General features: G+C 71.4%; 17 protein-coding genes. 4 read left to right on the top strand and 13 right to left on the bottom strand.

Annotation, left to right across the window (positions count from 1 at the left end; genetic code table 11):
• Nucleotides 1-49 precede the first annotated feature (49 nt).
• The gene (locus ACFRCG_RS36090) at nucleotides 50-1,066 is read right to left on the bottom strand and encodes a LacI family DNA-binding transcriptional regulator (RefSeq protein WP_380010158.1); all 1,017 of its coding nucleotides are present in this window, start codon (nucleotides 1,064-1,066) and stop codon (nucleotides 50-52) included.
• Nucleotides 1,067-1,475: 409 nt separating this feature from the next.
• On the opposite strand from ACFRCG_RS36090, the gene ACFRCG_RS36085 reads away from it, so the two are divergent.
• Nucleotides 1,476-2,828 (top strand): MFS transporter, encoded by a 1,353-nt coding sequence (locus ACFRCG_RS36085; protein ID WP_380039414.1) that lies wholly within the window; start codon nucleotides 1,476-1,478, stop codon nucleotides 2,826-2,828.
• Nucleotides 2,829-4,218: 1,390 nt separating this feature from the next.
• Here the strand turns inward: ACFRCG_RS36085 and ACFRCG_RS36080 are convergent.
• Together ACFRCG_RS36080 and ACFRCG_RS36075 are read right to left on the bottom strand one after the other, a co-directional pair.
• Entirely contained in the window at nucleotides 4,219-4,542 is a 324-nt protein-coding gene (locus tag ACFRCG_RS36080; RefSeq protein ID WP_380039412.1) for a hypothetical protein, read from the bottom strand.
• A 1,161-nt stretch (nucleotides 4,543-5,703) separates the two neighbouring features.
• Nucleotides 5,704-6,363, bottom strand: coding sequence for a TetR family transcriptional regulator (locus ACFRCG_RS36075; RefSeq protein WP_380039410.1), 660 nt, complete (start codon nucleotides 6,361-6,363; stop codon nucleotides 5,704-5,706).
• Nucleotides 6,364-6,505: 142 nt separating this feature from the next.
• On the opposite strand from ACFRCG_RS36075, the gene ACFRCG_RS36070 reads away from it, so the two are divergent.
• Both ACFRCG_RS36070 and ACFRCG_RS36065 read left to right on the top strand, forming a co-directional pair.
• Nucleotides 6,506-8,137: an MFS transporter gene (locus tag ACFRCG_RS36070; RefSeq protein WP_380039408.1), complete on the top strand. Its 1,632-nt coding sequence runs from the start codon at nucleotides 6,506-6,508 to the stop codon at nucleotides 8,135-8,137.
• 243 nt (nucleotides 8,138-8,380) lie between these two features.
• A complete protein-coding gene (locus ACFRCG_RS36065; protein ID WP_161500608.1) occupies nucleotides 8,381-8,881 on the top strand; it encodes a MarR family winged helix-turn-helix transcriptional regulator in 501 nt (166 codons plus the stop codon).
• Nucleotides 8,882-8,893: 12 nt separating this feature from the next.
• On the opposite strand, the gene ACFRCG_RS36060 is transcribed toward ACFRCG_RS36065, so the two are convergent.
• From ACFRCG_RS36060 to ACFRCG_RS36035, 6 genes are all read right to left on the bottom strand, one after another.
• A complete protein-coding gene (locus ACFRCG_RS36060; protein WP_380039406.1) occupies nucleotides 8,894-9,646 on the bottom strand; it encodes a class I SAM-dependent methyltransferase in 753 nt (250 codons plus the stop codon).
• 45 nt (nucleotides 9,647-9,691) lie between these two features.
• Nucleotides 9,692-10,039, bottom strand: a complete 348-nt coding sequence (locus ACFRCG_RS36055; protein ID WP_380039404.1) for a DUF202 domain-containing protein — start codon at nucleotides 10,037-10,039, stop codon at nucleotides 9,692-9,694.
• Nucleotides 10,039-10,413, bottom strand: a complete 375-nt coding sequence (locus tag ACFRCG_RS36050; RefSeq protein ID WP_380039402.1) for a YidH family protein — start codon at nucleotides 10,411-10,413, stop codon at nucleotides 10,039-10,041. Before ACFRCG_RS36050 ends, ACFRCG_RS36055 begins: the two co-directional genes overlap by 1 nt.
• 105 nt (nucleotides 10,414-10,518) lie before the next feature.
• Nucleotides 10,519-10,947 (bottom strand): transcription antitermination factor NusB, encoded by a 429-nt coding sequence (gene nusB, locus ACFRCG_RS36045; protein WP_078974409.1) that lies wholly within the window; start codon nucleotides 10,945-10,947, stop codon nucleotides 10,519-10,521.
• Complete coding sequence (efp, locus tag ACFRCG_RS36040) at nucleotides 10,947-11,513, bottom strand: elongation factor P (protein WP_380039400.1); 567 nt, start codon at nucleotides 11,511-11,513, stop codon at nucleotides 10,947-10,949. The genes nusB and efp overlap by 1 nt, the downstream gene beginning before the upstream one ends.
• A gap of 72 nt (nucleotides 11,514-11,585) precedes the next feature.
• A complete protein-coding gene (locus ACFRCG_RS36035) occupies nucleotides 11,586-12,713 on the bottom strand; it encodes an aminopeptidase P family protein (protein WP_380039398.1) in 1,128 nt (375 codons plus the stop codon).
• A 221-nt stretch (nucleotides 12,714-12,934) separates the two neighbouring features.
• Here ACFRCG_RS36035 and ACFRCG_RS36030 point away from each other — a divergent pair, with 221 nt between their 5' ends.
• Nucleotides 12,935-14,875: a trypsin-like peptidase domain-containing protein gene (locus ACFRCG_RS36030; RefSeq protein WP_380039396.1), complete on the top strand. Its 1,941-nt coding sequence runs from the start codon at nucleotides 12,935-12,937 to the stop codon at nucleotides 14,873-14,875.
• 76 nt (nucleotides 14,876-14,951) lie between these two features.
• Here the strand turns inward: ACFRCG_RS36030 and aroQ are convergent, their stop codons facing one another.
• The 4 genes from aroQ to aroC are packed head-to-tail and all read right to left on the bottom strand — an operon-like array spanning nucleotide 14,952 to nucleotide 18,298.
• The gene (gene aroQ, locus ACFRCG_RS36025; protein WP_078974412.1) at nucleotides 14,952-15,395 is read right to left on the bottom strand and encodes a type II 3-dehydroquinate dehydratase; all 444 of its coding nucleotides are present in this window, start codon (nucleotides 15,393-15,395) and stop codon (nucleotides 14,952-14,954) included.
• Nucleotides 15,392-16,486 carry a 3-dehydroquinate synthase gene (aroB, locus tag ACFRCG_RS36020; RefSeq protein WP_380039394.1) on the bottom strand — a complete coding sequence of 365 codons (1,095 nt, stop codon included), beginning with the start codon at nucleotides 16,484-16,486 and terminating at the stop codon, nucleotides 15,392-15,394. The genes aroQ and aroB overlap by 4 nt, the downstream gene beginning before the upstream one ends.
• Complete coding sequence (locus ACFRCG_RS36015) at nucleotides 16,483-17,109, bottom strand: shikimate kinase (RefSeq protein WP_380039392.1); 627 nt, start codon at nucleotides 17,107-17,109, stop codon at nucleotides 16,483-16,485. The genes aroB and ACFRCG_RS36015 overlap by 4 nt, the downstream gene beginning before the upstream one ends.
• 4 nt (nucleotides 17,110-17,113) lie before the next feature.
• A complete protein-coding gene (gene aroC, locus ACFRCG_RS36010; protein WP_380010196.1) occupies nucleotides 17,114-18,298 on the bottom strand; it encodes a chorismate synthase in 1,185 nt (394 codons plus the stop codon).
• Between the last annotated feature and the right edge of the window lie 52 nt (nucleotides 18,299-18,350).

Below are 18,350 nucleotides of genomic sequence, written 5' to 3'. Positions count from 1 at the left end.
CGGAGCCGATCGGCTCCGGGACCCTTCACCTTATGTACGCTCCGCGGCCTCAGCCGGATTCGCGGACCACCACGCGCGGGTGCACGACCATGCGCCCGCCGGGCCGGTAGTCGCGGCCCCGGATCAGCGTGGTGATCGCGTCCGAGGCGCCGGAGCCCATCGTCCGGGTGTGCATCGAGACGCTGGTCAGCCGGGGCCAGACCAGGTCGCAGAACGGCAGGTCGTCGGCGCCGACCACGGCCATGTCCTCGGGCACCGACCAGCCGCACTCGCGCAGCGCCGAGATGATCATCAGGGCGAAGTCGTCGTTGCCGGCGAAGACCGCGGTGGGCGGCTCGCTCTCGCGCTGCCACTGGCGCACGATCGCCAGCACGTCCTCGCGCACGTAGCCCACGTCCACCCGGCGCAGCGACACGCCCGCGTCCTCGGCGGCGGCCTGGGCGCCCGCCCAGCGCTCCTCGCCGAGGAAGGCCAACGGCCCGGACGGGACCAGGCAGGCCAGTCGGCGGTGGCCGCGGTCGATGAGGTGGCGGACCGCGACGCGGCCGGTGTCGCGGTTGTCGAAGATCGCGGTGGGCACGTCCGGGTGCTCCTCGCGCCCCCACGCGAAGATCGCCCGCACCCCCGCCCGCTTGAGCACGTCGACCGCGCCTCCGGTGAGCCGATTCGACTCCGCCATCACCGCGAGCGGGCGCAGCGCTGCCCACTGGCGGGCCGCGTCCGCGCCGCGCGAGGTGCGGTCGGCGTGGATGAGCAGGCTCAACTCGTGCCGGTTCAGCGCCTCGGTGAGTTCGTCGATGAACGCCTCGAGGAGTTGCCCCATGGGCTGCAGCGGCAGCGGGAAGAGCACCACGTCGCTGTTGCCCGAGCGCAGCGACCGGGCGGGCGCGCTGGGCGCGTAGCCCAGTTCGCGCACGGCGAGCATCACCCGCTCGCGGGTCTGCGCGCTGACCCGGACCCCGGGCGGCGAGTTGAGCACGTAGCTCACGGTGGACCTGGACACGCCGGCGAGTCGGGCGACGTCCGAACTGGTGGGGGGTTTGGCCCCCGCCTCCGGCACGCTCATCCGCGACCCCCCGGGCGGCAAGTGACCGACTTCGTGCTCGTCATCTCGACGACACCCCCTACCGCACCCGCGCGCGGGGCCGGCCCGCGCGCAACCGATGACCACCGGATCACAGGGACACGCGATCCGTTACCGCTTGGTTAGCCGGCACAACCTTGGCCGTAATCGCTCGAATGCGCTACCGACGCGTGTCGGTCGTTACAAGATCACTCGCAGTGACGATTCGCTGCGCAACGCACTTCGTTCAAGCCTTGAACGATCAAATCGTTATCTAGTCGGGCTGATTTCACGTTGTGGATCCATTCCCCTGCTTATTCGTGTCACCTAGGCTCCGGTCCCAACACCACATCAAACGATTCGGGACCTCCGTGCAGGGAGGGTTTCGAATCCCCTCCATCGGACGGTCCACATGAGTTCGACCACCACAGAGGAGCCCGGCTCCTCGTCGCCGGCACCGGCGTCCGTCGCGGATCCCGAGAACACCGGATACAAGGTCGCGCCGCTGTACGCCACGTTGCCCCTGGCCAACGTCGCGCTCTACATGTTGTGGCTGGGCGTGGGGATCTACCTGCTCCCGGCGCAGGTGATCCACATCAAGGGCGTGCCCGACCAGGAAGCGCTCAAGTGGCCGATCTTCTGGGGCGCGCTGTTCGCCACGGTCGGCAATCCGCTGTTCGGAAAGCTGTCCGACATCACCCGGTCGCGCTTCGGCCGCCGATCGCCGTTCATCCTGTTCTGCGCGATCGTCGGCGCGATCGCCCTGTGCTTCCAGGCCAACGCCGACTCGATCGCGGTCGTGGGTCTGACCTGGGGCATCATCCAGTTCATCATGAACGGGTACCAGGCCGCGCTGACCGCGGTCATGCCCGACCGGGTGCCCGCGAGCAAGTACGGCATGTTCTCCGCGATGATCGGCCTGGGCATCCCGGCGGGCACGATCGTGGTCTCGCTGCTCCTCGCCGGCGTCGACCTCGACATGATCGGGATCGATGCCCAAATCGGCGGGTTCGACGGAAAGTTCGCCGACCCGGCCGACGGCGGGGCCAAGGGCTTCTACCTGATCGCCGCGATCCTGGTGGCCGCAGCGGTGATCTTCGTGATCGTCAGCCCGGACCGGTCCACCAAGGACCTGCCGCGCGAGAAGTTCGAGTTCATCGGCTTCGTCAAGGGCTTCTGGGTCTCGCCGCGCGACCACGCGGACTTCTTCATCGCCCTGGTCTCGCGCCTCGGCGTGATGCTCGGCTACATGGTGGTGCTGCAGTTCAACTACTTCATCCTGCTGATGTACGTGAAGATCCCGCCGGGCGAGGTGTTGGCCAAGCTGGGCACCCTGACGGTGATCAACTCGGTGGTGACCATCGCCGCCGCGATCGTGATCGGCCCGCTCGTGGACCGGGTCGGCCGCGTCAAGCCGTTCGTGGTCGCCTCGGGCGCCGGCGCGGCCCTGTCCCTGGTGATCCCGATGATCTGGGCCACCGAGGACGGCATGATCGCGTTCCAGGTCGCCAACGGCCTGTTCTTCGGCATGTACATGGCCGTCGACATGGCCCTGATCACCCAGGTCCTCCCCCGCCCCCAGGACGTCGGCAAGGACATGGGCCTGATCAACATAGCCAACGCCGGCCCCCAGATCGCCGCCCCGTTCCTGGCCCCCTTCCTGGTCGACGACCTGGACTTCGGCTACAAGGGCCTCTTCGCCTTCGCCGCCGCGATCTCGCTGCTCGGCGCGTTGCTCGCCCTGCTGGTCAAGCGCGTGCGGTGAGGGGTGGGCCGGGGGCGGCGGTCGGGGGCGGCGGGTCGGGGCGGCCGGGGGCGGCGCGGCCGAGGGGAAGCCCGGCCGAGGGGGCGGGCCGGCTGAGGGGGCGGGCCGGCCGCGAGGAAGCCCGACCGAGGGCGCGGGCCGGCCGAGGGGGCAGGCCAGCCGAGAGAAAGCCCGACCGAACTGGGCGGGCCGGCCGAGGGGACCGGCCAGCCAAGGGGCAGCCCAGCTCAGAGGACCGGCCAGCTCAGGGGACCGGCCAGCCAAGAGGCGGCCCAGCCGAGAGGGCAGTTCAGCCGAGAGGCGGCCCGACCGAGGGGGCGGGCCGACCGAGGGGGCCGGCCAGCCGGGGGGGCAGCCCGACCGAGAGGGCAGGCCGACCGAGAGGGCAGGCCGGCCGAGAGGAAGCCCGACCGAGTCGGGCGGGCCGGCCGAGGGGACCGGCCCCAAGGGCCAGCCCAGCCCAGGGGGCCGGCCACCCAAGGGCCAGCCCAGCCGAGGGGGCGGCCCAGCCGAAGGGCGGCCGGCCTAAAGGAAACCCGGCCCAGGGGCGGGTTGGCCGAGTGGCAGCGCGGCACAGCCGAACCCCCGGCCCGCCCCCGACCCGGCCGAGCCAAATCCCCCGTCTGCCCCGACCCGGCCCCCAACCCGGCTGCGGCCGACCATCGGTTGGAGTCGGGCCGAGTCAGGCCGGCCGGGACAGCGGAGTGCCGTGGCGATCTCACCCCCGACGGCGTGGCACGCAGGCCCACCGACGGCCTTGCCCCGCGAAATGCGGCGGGGCCGTTGAGGGTGATGCCGGCCCATCGACGGGCTTGGCCCTGCGAAGTGCGGGAAGGCCGCTGGAGGTAACGCGGGCCCATCGGCGAGCCTTGCGCCGCGAAGGTCGGCAGGACCGTTGAAGGCAATACAGGCCCATCGACGAACCTGGCCCTGCGAAGTGCGGCAGAACCCCCCAGAGGTGATGAAGGTGAGTCGTGGTGGGCGTGGTGGAGTGGTTTCTCCTTCGTTGCGCTGCGTCGGGGGGGGCGGAAGGGGGGAGGGCAGGTGCCGCTGCGCGGCGCCTGGTGGGGTTCCGGCTCCGCTGCGCTGCACCGGTGGTGGAGGGGGTTGCGGCTCCGCTGCGCTCCACCGTTGCCTGGGTCGGCGCGGCCATGGGTCGTGAGTCGACCCCGGCCGGCGAGCGGGTCGCGGGAGCAGCGCGCGCCCTCCAGACGCCCCACTTACGCGCCAGGATCTACGTGCAGGCTCTAGACCTACTACCGGGTCTGGACCCACTACCGGGCGCTGAACCACTCCCGAGTTCTGGACCCGCTGCTGTGTCCCGGACCCGGTGTCGGCGTACTGACCAAACCACCAAAGTGCTCACCCGTGTACGGATGAAGGTGCTCAGCTAAGGAAGTGAGGGTGGCCGATCGGGGTCGACGTGCTTGGGTGACTTGGCGTAGACCTTCAGCATCACCCACCGCACCCCGGACGGGTCCCGGCCGACAGCGAGGTGCACGTCGTATTCCGACGTGTTCCGCATGTACTCAGGCCGCGAGGCCGCGAAGGCGGTCCAGGCGTCGCGCTTCGCCGTTTCGTCGTCAGGCCAGTAGAGGTTCGGTCGTGCCGTGACAGTGACTCGGTCTTCGAATACGTCGGGGGCGAGGGCCTGGAAGAGCTCATTCAGGTAGGTTGGCCCGATCTTCGGGGAGCCCTCGCGCAGCAGGTGCACGTGGACGAGGGGTTGGTTGAATCGCGGGGTCTGGACCGAGTCGCGACCGTTGGGCGCCGGTGCGGGGTTGATCGGACCGTCACATCGAGGGCACGTGGCGACGTTGTTCCGGTACGCGAGGTGATCCCGACACCAGCAGGCCCCGCAGTCGTCACACCCGCCAACGGAACTATTCGGCACAACGATCCGTGTGCCCTCGGCTCTCCAGGGGCTGGCCGGCCACGACCTCTCGCAATTGGGCGACTCACAGGAGCAGAAAAACCGATCCAGCCGCGGATCGCCGAGCTCCCGGAACGTGAGTGGCTCGGCGACAGTGGGGTTGCCCGCCCTCCGCGCTCCGTCGTAGACGAGGTGGGTCGCGAGCGCAAGCACTTCGTCGGAATCGGGCCAGGCGCCAAGGACCGCCAGGATGTGGCCCAGTGCCGAGCGGTCGCGGCCGTCCCGGGCGAGTGCTCGGGCGTCGCGGAGATGGTTCTGGGCCCATGGCGTCGTCACGATGCGCTGCTCCCGATTCGGCACGCCTACTCAGCGCGACTCTCCCATGACCGCGCCGGGCCGATTCTGGCACGCGCTACTTCCTGAAGCCGAAGTAGCCAGGTCAAACTCCCCCGCCGTCGATGCCTCTCCACGCCACCGAGATACGGCCGACGACGGTGGCGTCCACCTGGTCGTAGCAGAAGCCCTGCCGCACGCTCAGGCTCAGGCCGAACATCACTCCTCAACCCGGCTCCACCACACCAAGAACCTGGGAACGTCCACCCGTACGTGACTGAGCACGTTCGGCGGACGTACGCCGACATCCGGTTCCGCGTCCTGGACCCCCCTACGGGCTCTGAGCCCACCCCTGTGCCGTAGACCCACCTCCATGGGCAAAGCATCCAAGCCCACCACTGCGCCTTGGGGCCGCTTCCGCACGGGGTCACCCTGCCGCGTCCCGGTCCGGCCCACTCCTCGACTCGGGCCCGGAGGACCCGGGCGAGCGGTGGAGCGCAGCGGAGCCGGAACCCCACCAGGCGCCGCGCAGCGGCACCTCCCCTCCCCCCCTTCCGCCCCCGACGCAGCGCAGCGAAGGAGAAACCACTCCACCACGCCCACCACGACCCACCCCCACCCACCCGACCGCACCGCACCCCCCGACGCCCCGCCCCCTCCGGGGCCGGGTCAGCCTCGGTGCAGTTCGCCCGCCGTCCAGCGGTCGGCGAGCAGGGTGGCCATGTCGTCCCAGGCGGCCTCGACGATTCGGGACAGGCCGGCGGTGTCCATGACCTCGTCCTCGGTCCATTCGTCCATCGCCACCCGCATGACCGAGTGGTACAGGGTCACCACCAGCGCCGGGCGGCGGTCGAGTTCCGGGGTCAGGCCCTCGCGGCGGGCGATCTCCGCCGCCATCCGCCGCTCCAGTTCGATCGCGTTGCGCAGCGAGGCGGCCAGCAGTACCGGGGTGTCCTCGATCATTCGGCGCATCCGCAGGAACTCGTGGCCCGCGCCGTCGTCCGGCTCGTCGCCGAACTCCGACAACACCTCGGTACCCGCGCGGCGCAGCGCGGTCAGCGGTGCCTCGTCCGCCGGTCGGGTGGCCAGCGCGGACAGGAACAGTTGCTCGAACTCCATCGCCCGGGCCAGCGCCACCTCCTCCTTGCCCGCGAAGTAGCGGAAGAAGGTGCGCCGGGAGACCTCCACGGCGGCGACGATCTCGTCGATGGTCGTGGCGTCGTATCCCTTGCGCAGGAACAGCTCCTGCGCGGCGTCCACCAAGGCCTCGCGCGTGCGTTCCTTCTTGCGCTCGCGCAAACCCGTCGCGGCGCCGGCCGTGTCCCGCACGTTGCGTCTTCCTCTCCTTGGTCCCTGCACAGTATGGCACTTGTCACTGCGTGCAACTTGAGTGATTTGGCTACTTGGCACACAGTGCCATATCGTTCGATGGTTCGATACGACGCTGAACACGGATGGATGTAGGGGACGTATGAGCCAGACTTCGACGGCGGCGACACCGGACGCACCCCCTCCGGACCCCTCCGCACCCCCCGCCCGCAAGGGCATGCAGGGCCATCCCTGGCTCACCCTCCTCGCGGTCGCCTTCGGCGTGATGATGGTGGCCCTCGACGGCACCGTCGTCGGCATCGCCAACCCGGCCATCTCCAAGGACCTCGACGCCTCGCTCGCCGACCTGCAATGGGTCACCAACGGCTACCTGCTCGCGCTCGCGGTGTGCCTGATCCCGGCGGGCAAGCTCGGCGACCGCTACGGGCACAAGACGATCTTCCTGATCGGCGCGGCCGGGTTCGCCGCCACGTCGCTGCTCATCGCGTTCTCCCAGTCGGTCTCGATGCTGATCGCCTTCCGGGTGCTCCAAGGCGTGTTCGGCGCGCTGCTTCAGCCCACCGCACTCGGTCTGCTGCGCAACAGCTTCCCCGGCAACAAGCTGAACATGGCCATCGGCATCTGGGGCGCGGCGATCTCCACCGCCACCGCCGCCGGTCCGATCGTCGGCGGCCTGCTCGTCGAACACGTCAGCTGGCAGTCGGTGTTCTACATCAACGTGCCGATCGGCGTACTGACGCTGGTGGTCGGCATCTGGGCGCTGGCCAACAGCCGGGTGGCCGGTGCGAGCAACCGGATCGACTACCTCGGCGTGGCGCTGTTGTCGGCGGCGATGTTCTGCCTGGTGTGGGGTGTGATCAAGAGCGGCGAGAAGGGTTGGGGCAGCGCCTACACGCTCGGCTTCATGGCCGCCGCGGTGATCCTGCTCGTGGTCTTCGCGCTGTGGCAGACCCGGGCGGCCGAACCGCTGATGCCGATGGGGATGTTCCGCAACCGGTCGTTCTCGATCGGCATCGTGCTGATGATCTTCATGGCGTTCGCGATGTTCGGCGCGATGTTCTTCATCACCTTCTACCTCCAGGGCGTCAACGGGCTCAGCCCGACCGAGACCGGCGTACGGATGTTGCCGATGTCGGTGGTGATGATGATCGGCTCGCCGATCGGCGGCCTCGCGATCACCAAGCTGGGCCCGCGTATTCCGATCATCGCCGGCCTGGCGCTATCCGCGACCGCGATGGCGTTGCTGGCCCGGCTGGGCGAGGACGCGAGCTTCGGCGCGACCATGCTGCCGTTCGTGCTGCTCGGGTTCGGGCTCAGCCCGATCATGGTGGGCGCCACCGACATCATCGTCGGCAACGCCTCGCTCGAACTCTCCGGCGTGGCCTCCGGGATCCAGCAGGCCGCGATGCAGGTCGGCGGCGCGCTCGGCACGGCCGTGCTCGGCGCGGTGGTGGCGGCCAAGGTCTCCTCGGTACTGCCGGACCGGTGGCCCGCGGCGGCAGGCGACTACGCCACGATGCCGCACGGGCAGCGCGAGGGCATCGAGGGCTCGGTGGCCCAGGGATTCCCGCCGCTGCGCCCGGACCTGCTGGACGGCAAGCAGCTCGACGGCCCGGCGACGGCGGCGATCCGACACGCCTCGGACACCACGTTCCTGGACGGCATGCAACTGGCCTTCACCATCGCGGCGATCACGATGGCGGTCGGCATCATCCTGGCCCTGTTCGTCCGCCAGGGCGAAAAGCGCGAGGGCGCGGTCGCCGTCCACGTGTAGCGGCCGGCCGCCGCCTCCCGTGCCGGTGCCCGCCCATGGGTGCCGCCGAGCGGCGGCCGCGCTCGGCGTACCGGGCGCGGCGTACCGGGCGCGGCGTGCCGTTCGGCATGGCCTGCCCCGCCCCACCGGCTCGTTGCGGCATGATCCATGGGTAACGGTCATTCGACCCGCGCGCCGTCCCCGACCTCGGTCGGGGGCGGCGTCGTGGGTTTCCCCGGCAAATTAGACAGGTATTCTTACTTCGTGCAGCAAGACACCTCCTCCGGGCCCGAACTGGTGACGTTGCTGGTCACCGCCGTGCGCGGGATCAGCCAACTGTTCTCCGACCGCATGACGGCCGCGGGTTTCGACGAGATCCGGCCCACGCACGGCTTCGCGCTGACCCTGATCGGCGAGGACGGCACCACCGCCACCGAGCTGGGTCGCCGACTCGGCATGACCAAGCAGTCGGCCGGTGAGGTGGTCTCGCACCTGGCCCGGCACGGCTACGTCGACCGCAAACCCGACCCCGCCGACCGCCGCGCCCGCCGGATCACCCTCACCGAACGCGGCCGCGAGTGCCTGCGGGTGATCTGGGCCGAGCTGTCCTGGATCCAGGGCGCCTGGACCAAGGCGGTCGGCGACGACGGGGTCGAGGTGCTCAAGGACGGCCTGCGCGCGGGCATGCGCCAGCTCGGCGCCTCCGGCGAACTGCCCGACAACCTCAGCCAGGCGTGGTGGTGGCGCGACGCCCGCAGCCTGTAGCCCGCGCCGCCCTCACCCCGACGCCGGCACCTTTCGGCGCCGGGCGAGGTAGGTGTCGGTGACATGGGCCAGTTCCACCGGCTCCGCGTACTCCTCGACGAACTCCCGTACCCGCGCCAGCATTTCGCCGCGCTGCCGGTCCCCCATCGTGCTCACGTAGCTGAAGGTGGCGATCCGCTCCACGATCGCGTCGTGGGTCAACGACTCGCGGCGCCGGAACAGGGTCCGCTTCGCGGGCTCGAACCAGGGGCTGCGGGAGAGCGCCGGGCGGTAGTCGCACAGGCCGCCGAACGGCCACTCGGCCACCTCGTACAGCCGGTCCACCAGCGCGTTCTCCTGATCCCGCTCGTTCCACAGCAGCACCAGTACCCCGTCCGGACGCAACACCCGCGCGATCTCGCGCAGCGCCGGCTCCGGCTCGAACCAGTGGAACGCCTGGGCGACGGTGACCACGTCGACCGCGCCGTCCGGCAGCGGTATCGACTCCGCCGTACCGGCCAGCACCGGCACCCCCTCGACCACCCGGGCGAACGTCTCGCGCATCGCGGCCGACGGCTCCACCGCCGTGACCCGCGCCCCGCGCTCGGCCAGCAACCGGGTCAACTTGCCGGTACCGGCGGCCAGATCGAGCACCGAGGTGCCCGGCCCGATCCCCGCGCCGGCGCACAGATGATCCATCGCCTCGTTCGAGTAGGACGGTCGCGCCCGCTCGTACCGATCGGTGCCACGGGCGAATCCACGGATGCCGAGATCGTCGGTCGTCATGGCGCGCATTCTCGCCGTGGCGCCGCGCCGCCGACAAGGGCTCCGTCAGGGCCGGCCGACCAGCACCACCGCGGCCAGCACACACGCCGCCGCCACCGTCAGCAGCGTCGCGCGAATCGCCCGATCGCCGACCGCGGCGGTGCCGCCCCGAACCGCGTGGTCCACCTGTCGATGCCGCAGCAGCCCCACCACGTACACCCCGAAGCCGGCCGCCATCACCACGAACCCCGGCACCATGAACCACCAGCTCTTCGGCACGTGGCCGGCCCGTACCAGCAGCGCGCCGTTGGCGACGAACGCCAGCGCCGTGCGCGACCACGCCATCCGGGTGCGCTCGGGCTGCAGCCCCGGATCCAGGGGCGCGCCCGTCGGCGCGACGGGGCGGCGGGCCATCAGGGCACGAGCATGAGCACGACGCTCACCACGATCACGATCGCCAGACCCACCGAGACCACCAGCGGCAACGCGGAGAACGGCAGCGCGTGGCCCAACCGCATCGCCCGCTCGACCTGATACCAGCGGCGATACGCGGTGGCCGACAGAGTCAGCGCCAAACCGACCAGGGCCAGCCCGAGCACCAGGCGCTGCGCCCGCGGGGCCAGGTCCGGCACCAGCTGCACCACCGCCACCCCGCCCGCGAGCAGGGAGAGCGCGGTGCGGATCCAGGCCAGGAACGTGCGTTCGTTGGCGAGGGTGAACCGATAGTCGGGCTCGTCACCTATGTCACGCAGCCGGGAGCCCTTCCGATCGGATTTCATGATCTTCATTATCGGCACAGGACCCCGGCCGCCTCATCCGGGCCGGCTTCGAACGCGGCGAGCCGCCCACCCGGGCGGGGTGGGCGGCTCGACGGGTCCGGCGGCGGACGCCGGCTAGCGCAGCAGCGTCGGCTTGAGATCCTTTATCCGGGCCAGCAGGCCGTTGACGAAGGCCGGCGACTCGTCCGTGGAGTATTCCTTGGCGAGCTCGACCGCCTCGTCGATGGCCACGACGTCGGGGACGTCGCTTTCCCAGAGCAGTTCGTAGATGCCCAGGCGCAGGACGTTGCGGTCCACGCCGGGCATCCGGTCCAGCGTCCAGCCCACGGCGTACGTGCCGATCAGGTCGTCGATGCGCTTGCGGTGCTCCTGGACGCCCTCGACCAGCCGCATCGTGTATTCGGCGACCTGCGGCTCCGCCTTGTCGGCCCGGAAGCGGCCGACCCAGTCCGCGAGGATGGTCACCGGATCGACACCGCGCTGGTCGGCCTCGAACAGGATCTGCAGCGCGCGCTTCCGGGTCTTGCTGCGGGCACCGGCCACTAGCTGTTCACGCGGCCCAGGTAGTCACCGGAACGGGTGTCGACCTTGACCTTCTCGCCTGTGGTGATGAAGAGCGGAACCGCGATCTCGAAGCCGGTCTCCAGCTTCGCGGGCTTGGTGCCACCGGTGGAGCGGTCGCCCTGGACGCCCGGCTCGGTGTACTCGATGAGCAGTTCGACCGAGGCCGGCAGCTCGACGTAGAGCGCGGCGCCCTCGTAGATCGCCACCGTCGCGTCGAAGCCCTCGAGGAGGTAGTTGGCGGCGTCGCCGACGGTCTCGGGCGAGATCGGCAGCTGCTCGTAGGTGTCCGTGTCCATGAACACGAAGTCGGCGCCGTCCTTGTACGAGAACTGCATGCCGCGCTTGTCCACGGTGGCCGTCTCGACCTTCGTGCCGGCGTTGAAGGTCTTGTCCACGACCTTGCCGGAGAGGACATGCTTGAGCTTCGTACGAACGAACGCGCCGCCCTTGCCGGGCTTGACGTGCTGGAACTCGACGACGGACCAGAGCTGGCCGTTGTCGAGCTTGAGCACCATGCCGTTCTTCAGGTCGTTGGTCGTGGCCACGAGTGTGGTGTCTCCTGCGTGCTTCTGGGACCGGATTCTCGCTCGTCGGACGAGGCGGCGGGCGCCGGCCCGCTACAGGACGAGCAATTCCTTGGTCGTGATGGTGAGTAGCTCGGGCCCGCCGTCTTCGAGCGGACGAACCACAAGGGTGTCCTCGATGCGGACACCGCCGCGGCCCGGGAGATAGATCCCCGGTTCGACGGTGACCGGCATGCAAGCGTCCAGCTTACCGGTCGCCGTCGGACCCAGATGCGGGTCCTCGTGGATCTCCAGGCCGACGCCGTGTCCGAGGCCGTGTCCGAAGAAGTCCAGGAAGCCGGCCCGCGCGATCACATCGCGTGCGGCCTTGTCCACCGCGACCGCCTCGACCCCCGGCACCAGCGCCTCGCGGCCCGCCTTCTGGGCGGCGAAGACCACACTGTAGATCTCCTGCTGCCAGGCCGCGGGCTCGGTGCCGATCACGAACGTGCGGGTCATGTCGCCGTGGTAGCCGCGATAGCGCGCGCCGAAGTCGATCTTGAGGAAGTCGCCGTCCTCGACCCGGCGGTCCCCGGGGTCGTGGTGCGGAATCGCCGAGTTCGGCCCGGTGGCCACCACCGTGGGAAAGGCCACCGCGTCGGCACCGTGGTCGGCCATGCGCCGCTCCAGCTCCATCGCGATGTGCCGCTCGGTCCGGCCGACCAGGATCGACTCGATCATCTCGCCCAGCGCCCGGTCGCCGATCTCACAGGCAATCCGCAGCGCGGCGATCTCCTCGGGATCCTTGACCCGACGCAGGTCCTCGACCACCCGGCCCAGGTTGACCAGCTCCCCGGCGGCGCTCTCCTCCGCGAGCACCCGGCCCAGCTCGCGGTACAGCTCGACCGTGACGTGCTGCTCCTCGATGGCCAGGCGGACCGCGCCGGAGCGGGCGGCGCGGGTGGTCAGCGCCTGCGCGCAGGCCCGCTCGACCAGCAGTTCGACGCCCGGCGACTCCTCGGCCGCCTGGGTCGCGTAGCGGCTGTCGGTGCACAACACCGCGCCCGGCCCGGTTCCCTCGCCCGGCGCGCCCGGTGTGTACACGAGCAGCGCGGCGTTGGAGCCGGTGAACCCGGTCAGGTATCGCACGTTGACGAGGTTGGTGATCAGGGCGACGTCGGCGCCGGCACCGGCCAGGCGGGAACGCAGTCGATCACGGCGTCGATCATGGGCCTCGGGCATGGGAACAGCGTAGTCCCGTGAGGTGGGGGTAGCCCGGTGTGACTCGGCGGGACTGCATCCTTCGGGCTCGGGTCGGCGTCCCGGGGGGCGCGGACCGGCGCAATCGCCCGATGTCCGGACAGCGGCCGGGGCCCGGCTCTACCCTTCCTGCGAGGGGGTGGGCTTCAGTGGAAATCAGTGGAAATGACGGAACTGCCACATCTGCGGCGGATGAGCGGTTGGTGGGCCGACTGCGCGCCGCCGCGGCGCGCTATGCGGCGGCCGAGGCGGACCGGTCCACGATCGAGCGGCGGCGCGCCGACGGTCGGCGATTCCCGGACGACGACCAGCGGCTGCACCTACGCGCGGCCCGGCTGGTGGAGCAGCACGAGGTGCCCGGGCAGGTGCTGCTGGCCACGTCGCCGCAGGAGAGCGGGCCCGGGCTCGCCGAGCGCATCATCGGCGCCACCAACGATCTGCAGAGCCTGAACTTCCTCGCCCGCGGCATGCGCGCCGCCGCGTGCGTCGCGCGGATCTGGTACGCCACGGGCGGGCCGGTGCAGCCGCAGGCGACCGGCTTCCTGGTCTCGCCGCGCCTGCTGCTGACCAACCATCACGTCTTTCCCGACGCGGCGACCGCGCGTGGCGCGTTCGCCGAGTTCGGCGCGGAGATGGGCATCGACAACGACCTGCCCGCGCACACCACCCGCTTCACGCCGGACCCGGACACGCTGTTCCTGACGGACGAGGATCTGGACTTCACCCTGGTGGCGCTGCGTCCGGGCGGCGACGGGCGGCCGGCGGGGCAGGTCTTCGGGCATCTGTGGCTGCTCGCGGCCGAGGGCAAGCTGGTGATCGGCGATCCGGTGAACGTGATCGGGCACCCCGACGGGCGGCTCAAGGAGATCGCCATCCGGCAGAACCGCTTCACCCAGCGCTTCGACGACTTCATCCAGTACGAGACCGACACCGAGCCGGGCAACTCCGGCTCACCGGTGTTCAACGACCAGTGGGAGGCGGTCGCGCTGCATCACAGCGGGGTGCCCGCGCACGACGCGTCCGGGGCCGTGCTGAACCTGCACGATCAGCCGTGGCGGCCCGAGCAGGGGCAGGCCGAGATCAAGTGGATCGCCAACGAGGGGGTGCGGATCAGTGTGATCCTGGCCCGCCTCGCGGCGCTGACCACGGGCGACGCGCAGCGGGCGCTGCTCGCCGAGTTGGGTCCCGGCTCGGGCCTGGGCTCGGCGCCGGCGCTGCTGTCCACGGTGCCGGCTCCCCGGCCGCCGGTCGAGGTCACCGAGGCGGTTCCGGTCGCCGGGGCGGCCGGGCGGCCGGAGGCGTTCGGGGGCCGGCTGCGGCTGGTGTTCGTCCACGGGCGTAGTCAGCAGGGGCGCGATCCGGACGAGTTGCGGCGCGGCTGGGCGGCGGGGCTGAACAGCGGGCTGACTCTGGCGGGACTGGCGACCATCGATCCGGCCGACGTGTGGTTCCCCTATTACGGGGACCGGCTCGTGCAGGTGATGGAGTCGGCGCTGCCGGGCGAGGCGCCGTTGTCCGCGTCGGCGCGGGAGTTGTACGACCGGCTGCTCGACGAGGCCGCGCGGCGGGCGGGCATGCCCCCTCCGGAGGCGGCGGAGCCGGCGACCGAGAGCATCTGGGACCACGTGGTGCGCACCACGCGCGAACCGCTGGGCTGGATCGCCGCGCACACCGGGGTCGACCGGCTGGTGATCAAGGCCGCGTTCAAGGACGTCGCGGCCTATCTGGATCAGGACGACACGCGCACGGCCGTGCTCGACCAGGTGCTGGCCGGGATGCCCGCCGACGGTCCGGTGGTGCTGGTCGCGCACAGCCTGGGCACGGTGGTGGCGATGGATCTGCTGACCCGGCTGGGGCCGGCGGTGCCGGTGGCCGGGTTGATCACCGTGGGCAGCCCGTTGGGGATGGACACCGTCTATTCGCGGCTGCGGATCGGCGGGCCGCATCTGCCGCCGATCGCGGGGCCGTGGTTCAACGCGTGGTGCCGGACCGATCCGGTCGCGATCGGGTGTCCGCTGGCGGACGACTGGAGTGGGCTGGTCGCGGAGTGCGCGGTGGCCAATCCGCTCGATCGTGCGCACGACATCGGCGCGTATCTGGGGCACCCGGAGGTGGCGACGGCGATCGGGCGGTTGCTCGGGTGAGGTTCGCGCGGGCGAGGCGCGGCGGCGTCGCCAGGGGTGTCACTCACGTGGGTGACAACCCGGGCGAGGGCGGTGCTCAGCCGTCGAGTTCCTCGGCGAGCGCGCGCAGCGCCAGGCGGTAGGAGCCGAGGCCGAAGCCGGCGATCGTGCCGCTGGCCACGGCGGCGACCACGCTGGTGTGCCGGAAGCTCTCGCGCGCGTACGGGTTGGAGATGTGCACCTCGATGAACGGCGCGGTGCGCTGGGCGACCGCGTCGCGCAGCCCGTAGGAGTAGTGGGTGAACGCGCCGGGGTTCATCACCACCGGGATGCGGCCGTCGGCGGCCTCGTGCATCCAGCGGATGATCTCGCCCTCGTCGTTGGTCTCGCGGACCTCGACGGCGAAGTCGAGTTCGGCGCCGAGGCGTTCGCACTCGGCGACCAGGCCCTGGTACGAGGTCGCGCCGTAGACGTCCGGCTCGCGACTGCCGAGCCGGCCGAGGTTGGGGCCGTTCAGGACCAGCACCCGGCGCGCGCTCACGCCGAGACCTCGGCGTAGGCGGCGACCAGGAGCGTCGGGTCGGGGGCCTCCAGGACGACCGGCTTGGCCAGGCCGTCGAGGACGATGAAGCGCAACATGTCGCCGCGCGACTTCTTGTCCACGCGCATGGTCTCCAGGAGCCGGGGCCACGCGTCGCCGCGGTAGGTCAGCGGCAGTCCGACCGCGGCCAGCACGGTGCGGTGCCGGTCGGCGGTGGCGTCGTCGAGGCGACCGGCGAGCCGGCCCAGCTCCGCGGCGTAGACCATGCCGACGCTGACCGCCGCGCCGTGCCGCCACTTGTACCGCTCGGCCTTCTCGATCGCGTGCGCGAGGGTGTGGCCGTAGTTCAGGATCTCCCGGCGGCCGGCCTCCTTGAGGTCGCCGGAGACCACGTCGGCCTTGACCTGGATGGCCCGGGTGATCAGCTCGGCGGTGTCCTTGCCGAGTGGGTCGCGGGCCGCCTCGGGGTCGGCCTCGATCAGGTCCAGGATCACCGGGTCGGCGATGAATCCGGCCTTGATCACCTCGGCCAGGCCGCTGACGTAGTCGTTGCGCGGCAGCGACTCCAGCGTGGCCAGGTCGGCGAGCACGCCGGCGGGTGGGTGGAACGCGCCGACCAGGTTCTTGCCCTCGGCGGTGTTGATCCCGGTCTTGCCGCCGACGGCCGCGTCGACCATGCCGAGCAGCGTGGTGGGCATCGCGATCCAGCGCACGCCGCGCAGCCAGCTCGCCGCGACGAAGCCCGCCAGGTCGGTGGTGGCGCCGCCGCCGATGCCGACGATCACATCGGAGCGGGTGAAGCCGGTCTGGCCGAGGACCGACCAGCAGTAGGCCGCGACCGCGACGTCCTTGGCGTCCTCGGCGTTGGGCACCTGGATGGCGATCGCCTCGTAGCCCTGCGCGGCCAGGTCCTCGCGGACCGCCTCGCCGGTGGCGGTCAGCGCCTCCGGGTGCAGGATCGCCACCCGGCGGGCGGAGGTGCCGATCAGCGCGGCGAGTTCGCCGAGCAGGCCGGTGCCCACGAGCACGTCGTAGGGCTCCGAAGTGCCGCCGACACGGATCCGGACGGGTTCGGCGGGGGTGCCGCTCATCGCTTCACGTCTTTCTCGGGCGTGGTGGGCTCGGGTCGGGCCCGGTGGGATGCGGTCTCGAGGGTGCGCCCGATCTCGGCGGCCACGTCCTCGGGGGTGCGGCCGGCGGTGTTCACCGTGACCGCGGCGACCTCGGTGTACAGGGGCCGGCGCGCGGCCATCAGCTCGCGCCAGCGGGCCCTGGGGTTGCCCATCAGCAGCGGGCGCGGCGCGTCGAGGCCGACCCGCTTGACCGCGTCGGCCAGGTCGACGTCGAGGAAGACCACGTGGTGGTCCGCCAGGAGGTCGCGCGTGGCCGGGTCCAGGATCGCGCCGCCGCCGAGGGCGAGTACGCCGGGGTGGCCGGCCAGCGCGTCGGCGACCGCCCGGTGTTCGAGCGCGCGAAAGTGCGGCTCGCCCTCGTCGACGAAGATGTCCGGGATCGGCTTGCCCGCCCGCGCCTCGACATCGGCGTCGGTGTCGCGAAAGCCCACCCCGTGCGCGGCGGCGAGCAGCAGACCCACCGTCGTCTTGCCGGCGCCGGGCGGACCGACCAGGACCACCAGCGGGCGCTCGCCCCCGTCCCGGCCGTGCGTGGTGTTCACGCCGTCGGCGATGTCCCCGGCGTCCCCGATGTCTGCCATGGCGCTACCGAATCTCCAGCGCGTCCAGGTAGCCGCGCACGTTGCGGGCGGTCTCGTCGACCGAGTCGCCGCCGAACTTCTCGGTGACCAGGTCGGCCAGCACGAGGGCCACCATCGCCTCGGCCACAATGCCCGACGCGGGCACCGCCGCGACGTCGGAGCGCTGGTGATGGGCCTGGGCCGGCTCGCCCGTGCGCACGTCGAAGGTGGCCAGGGCTCGGGGCACGGTGGCGATCGGCTTCATCGCCGCACGCACGCGCAGCACCTCGCCGGTGGACATGCCGCCCTCCACGCCGCCGGAGCGGTGCGAGGTGCGGCGCGCGCCGTCGGCGGTGTTGACGATCTCGTCGTGCGCCTTCGAGCCGCGCACCCGGGCCAGTTCGAAGCCGTCGCCGAGTTCGACACCCTTGATCGCCTGGATGCCCATCAGCGCGCCCGCGAGGCGCGAGTCGAGCCGGCGGTCCCAGTGCACGTGGCTGCCCAGGCCCGGGGGCAGCCCGTAGGCGAGCACCTCGACCACGCCGCCGAGCGTGTCGCCGGCCTTTTGCGCGTCGTCCACCTCGGTGACCATCGCGGCCGACGCCTCGGGGTCGAAGCAGCGCACCGGGTCGGCGTCCAGGCGGGCGGTGTCGTCGGGGCCGGGGAACACGCCGGCGGGCGCCTTGGCCGCGCCGAACTCGACCACGTGGCTGACGATCCGGATGCCGGCGACGCGCTCCAGGAACGCCTTGGCGACCGCGCCGAGCGCGACCCGGGCGGCGGTCTCGCGGGCGCTGGCCCGCTCCAGGATCGGCCGGGCCTCGTCGAAGCCGTACTTCTGCATGCCGGCCAGGTCGGCGTGGCCGGGGCGGGGGCGGGTCAGCGCGGCGTTGCGGGCCTGCGCGGCCAGCACCTCCGGGTCCACGGGGTCGGCCGACATGACCGTCTCCCACTTGGGCCACTCGGTGTTGCCGACCATGATCGCGACCGGGCCGCCCTGGGTGAGGCCGTGCCGGACGCCGCCGAGGAAGGTGACCTCGTCGCGCTCGAACTTCATCCGCGCGCCGCGCCCGTAGCCCAGTCGGCGGCGCGCGAGCGCGTCGGCGACCAGGTCGGTCGTGACGGGCACGCCGGCGGGCAGCCCCTCCAGGGTGGCCACGAGTGCGGGGCCGTGCGATTCCCCGGCGGTCAGCCAGCGTAGGTTGCCCACGAATGCTCCTTCTTGCGCGTCACGCGTGCCTGCTCCGGACGGCGGCACGAAG

This window comes from Embleya sp. NPDC056575, from assembly GCF_042793325.1.
GTDB lineage: Bacteria > Actinomycetota > Actinomycetes > Streptomycetales > Streptomycetaceae > Embleya.
Note: the sequence above shows the minus strand (reverse complement) of the source record. Positions and strands in the feature narration are given on the sequence as shown.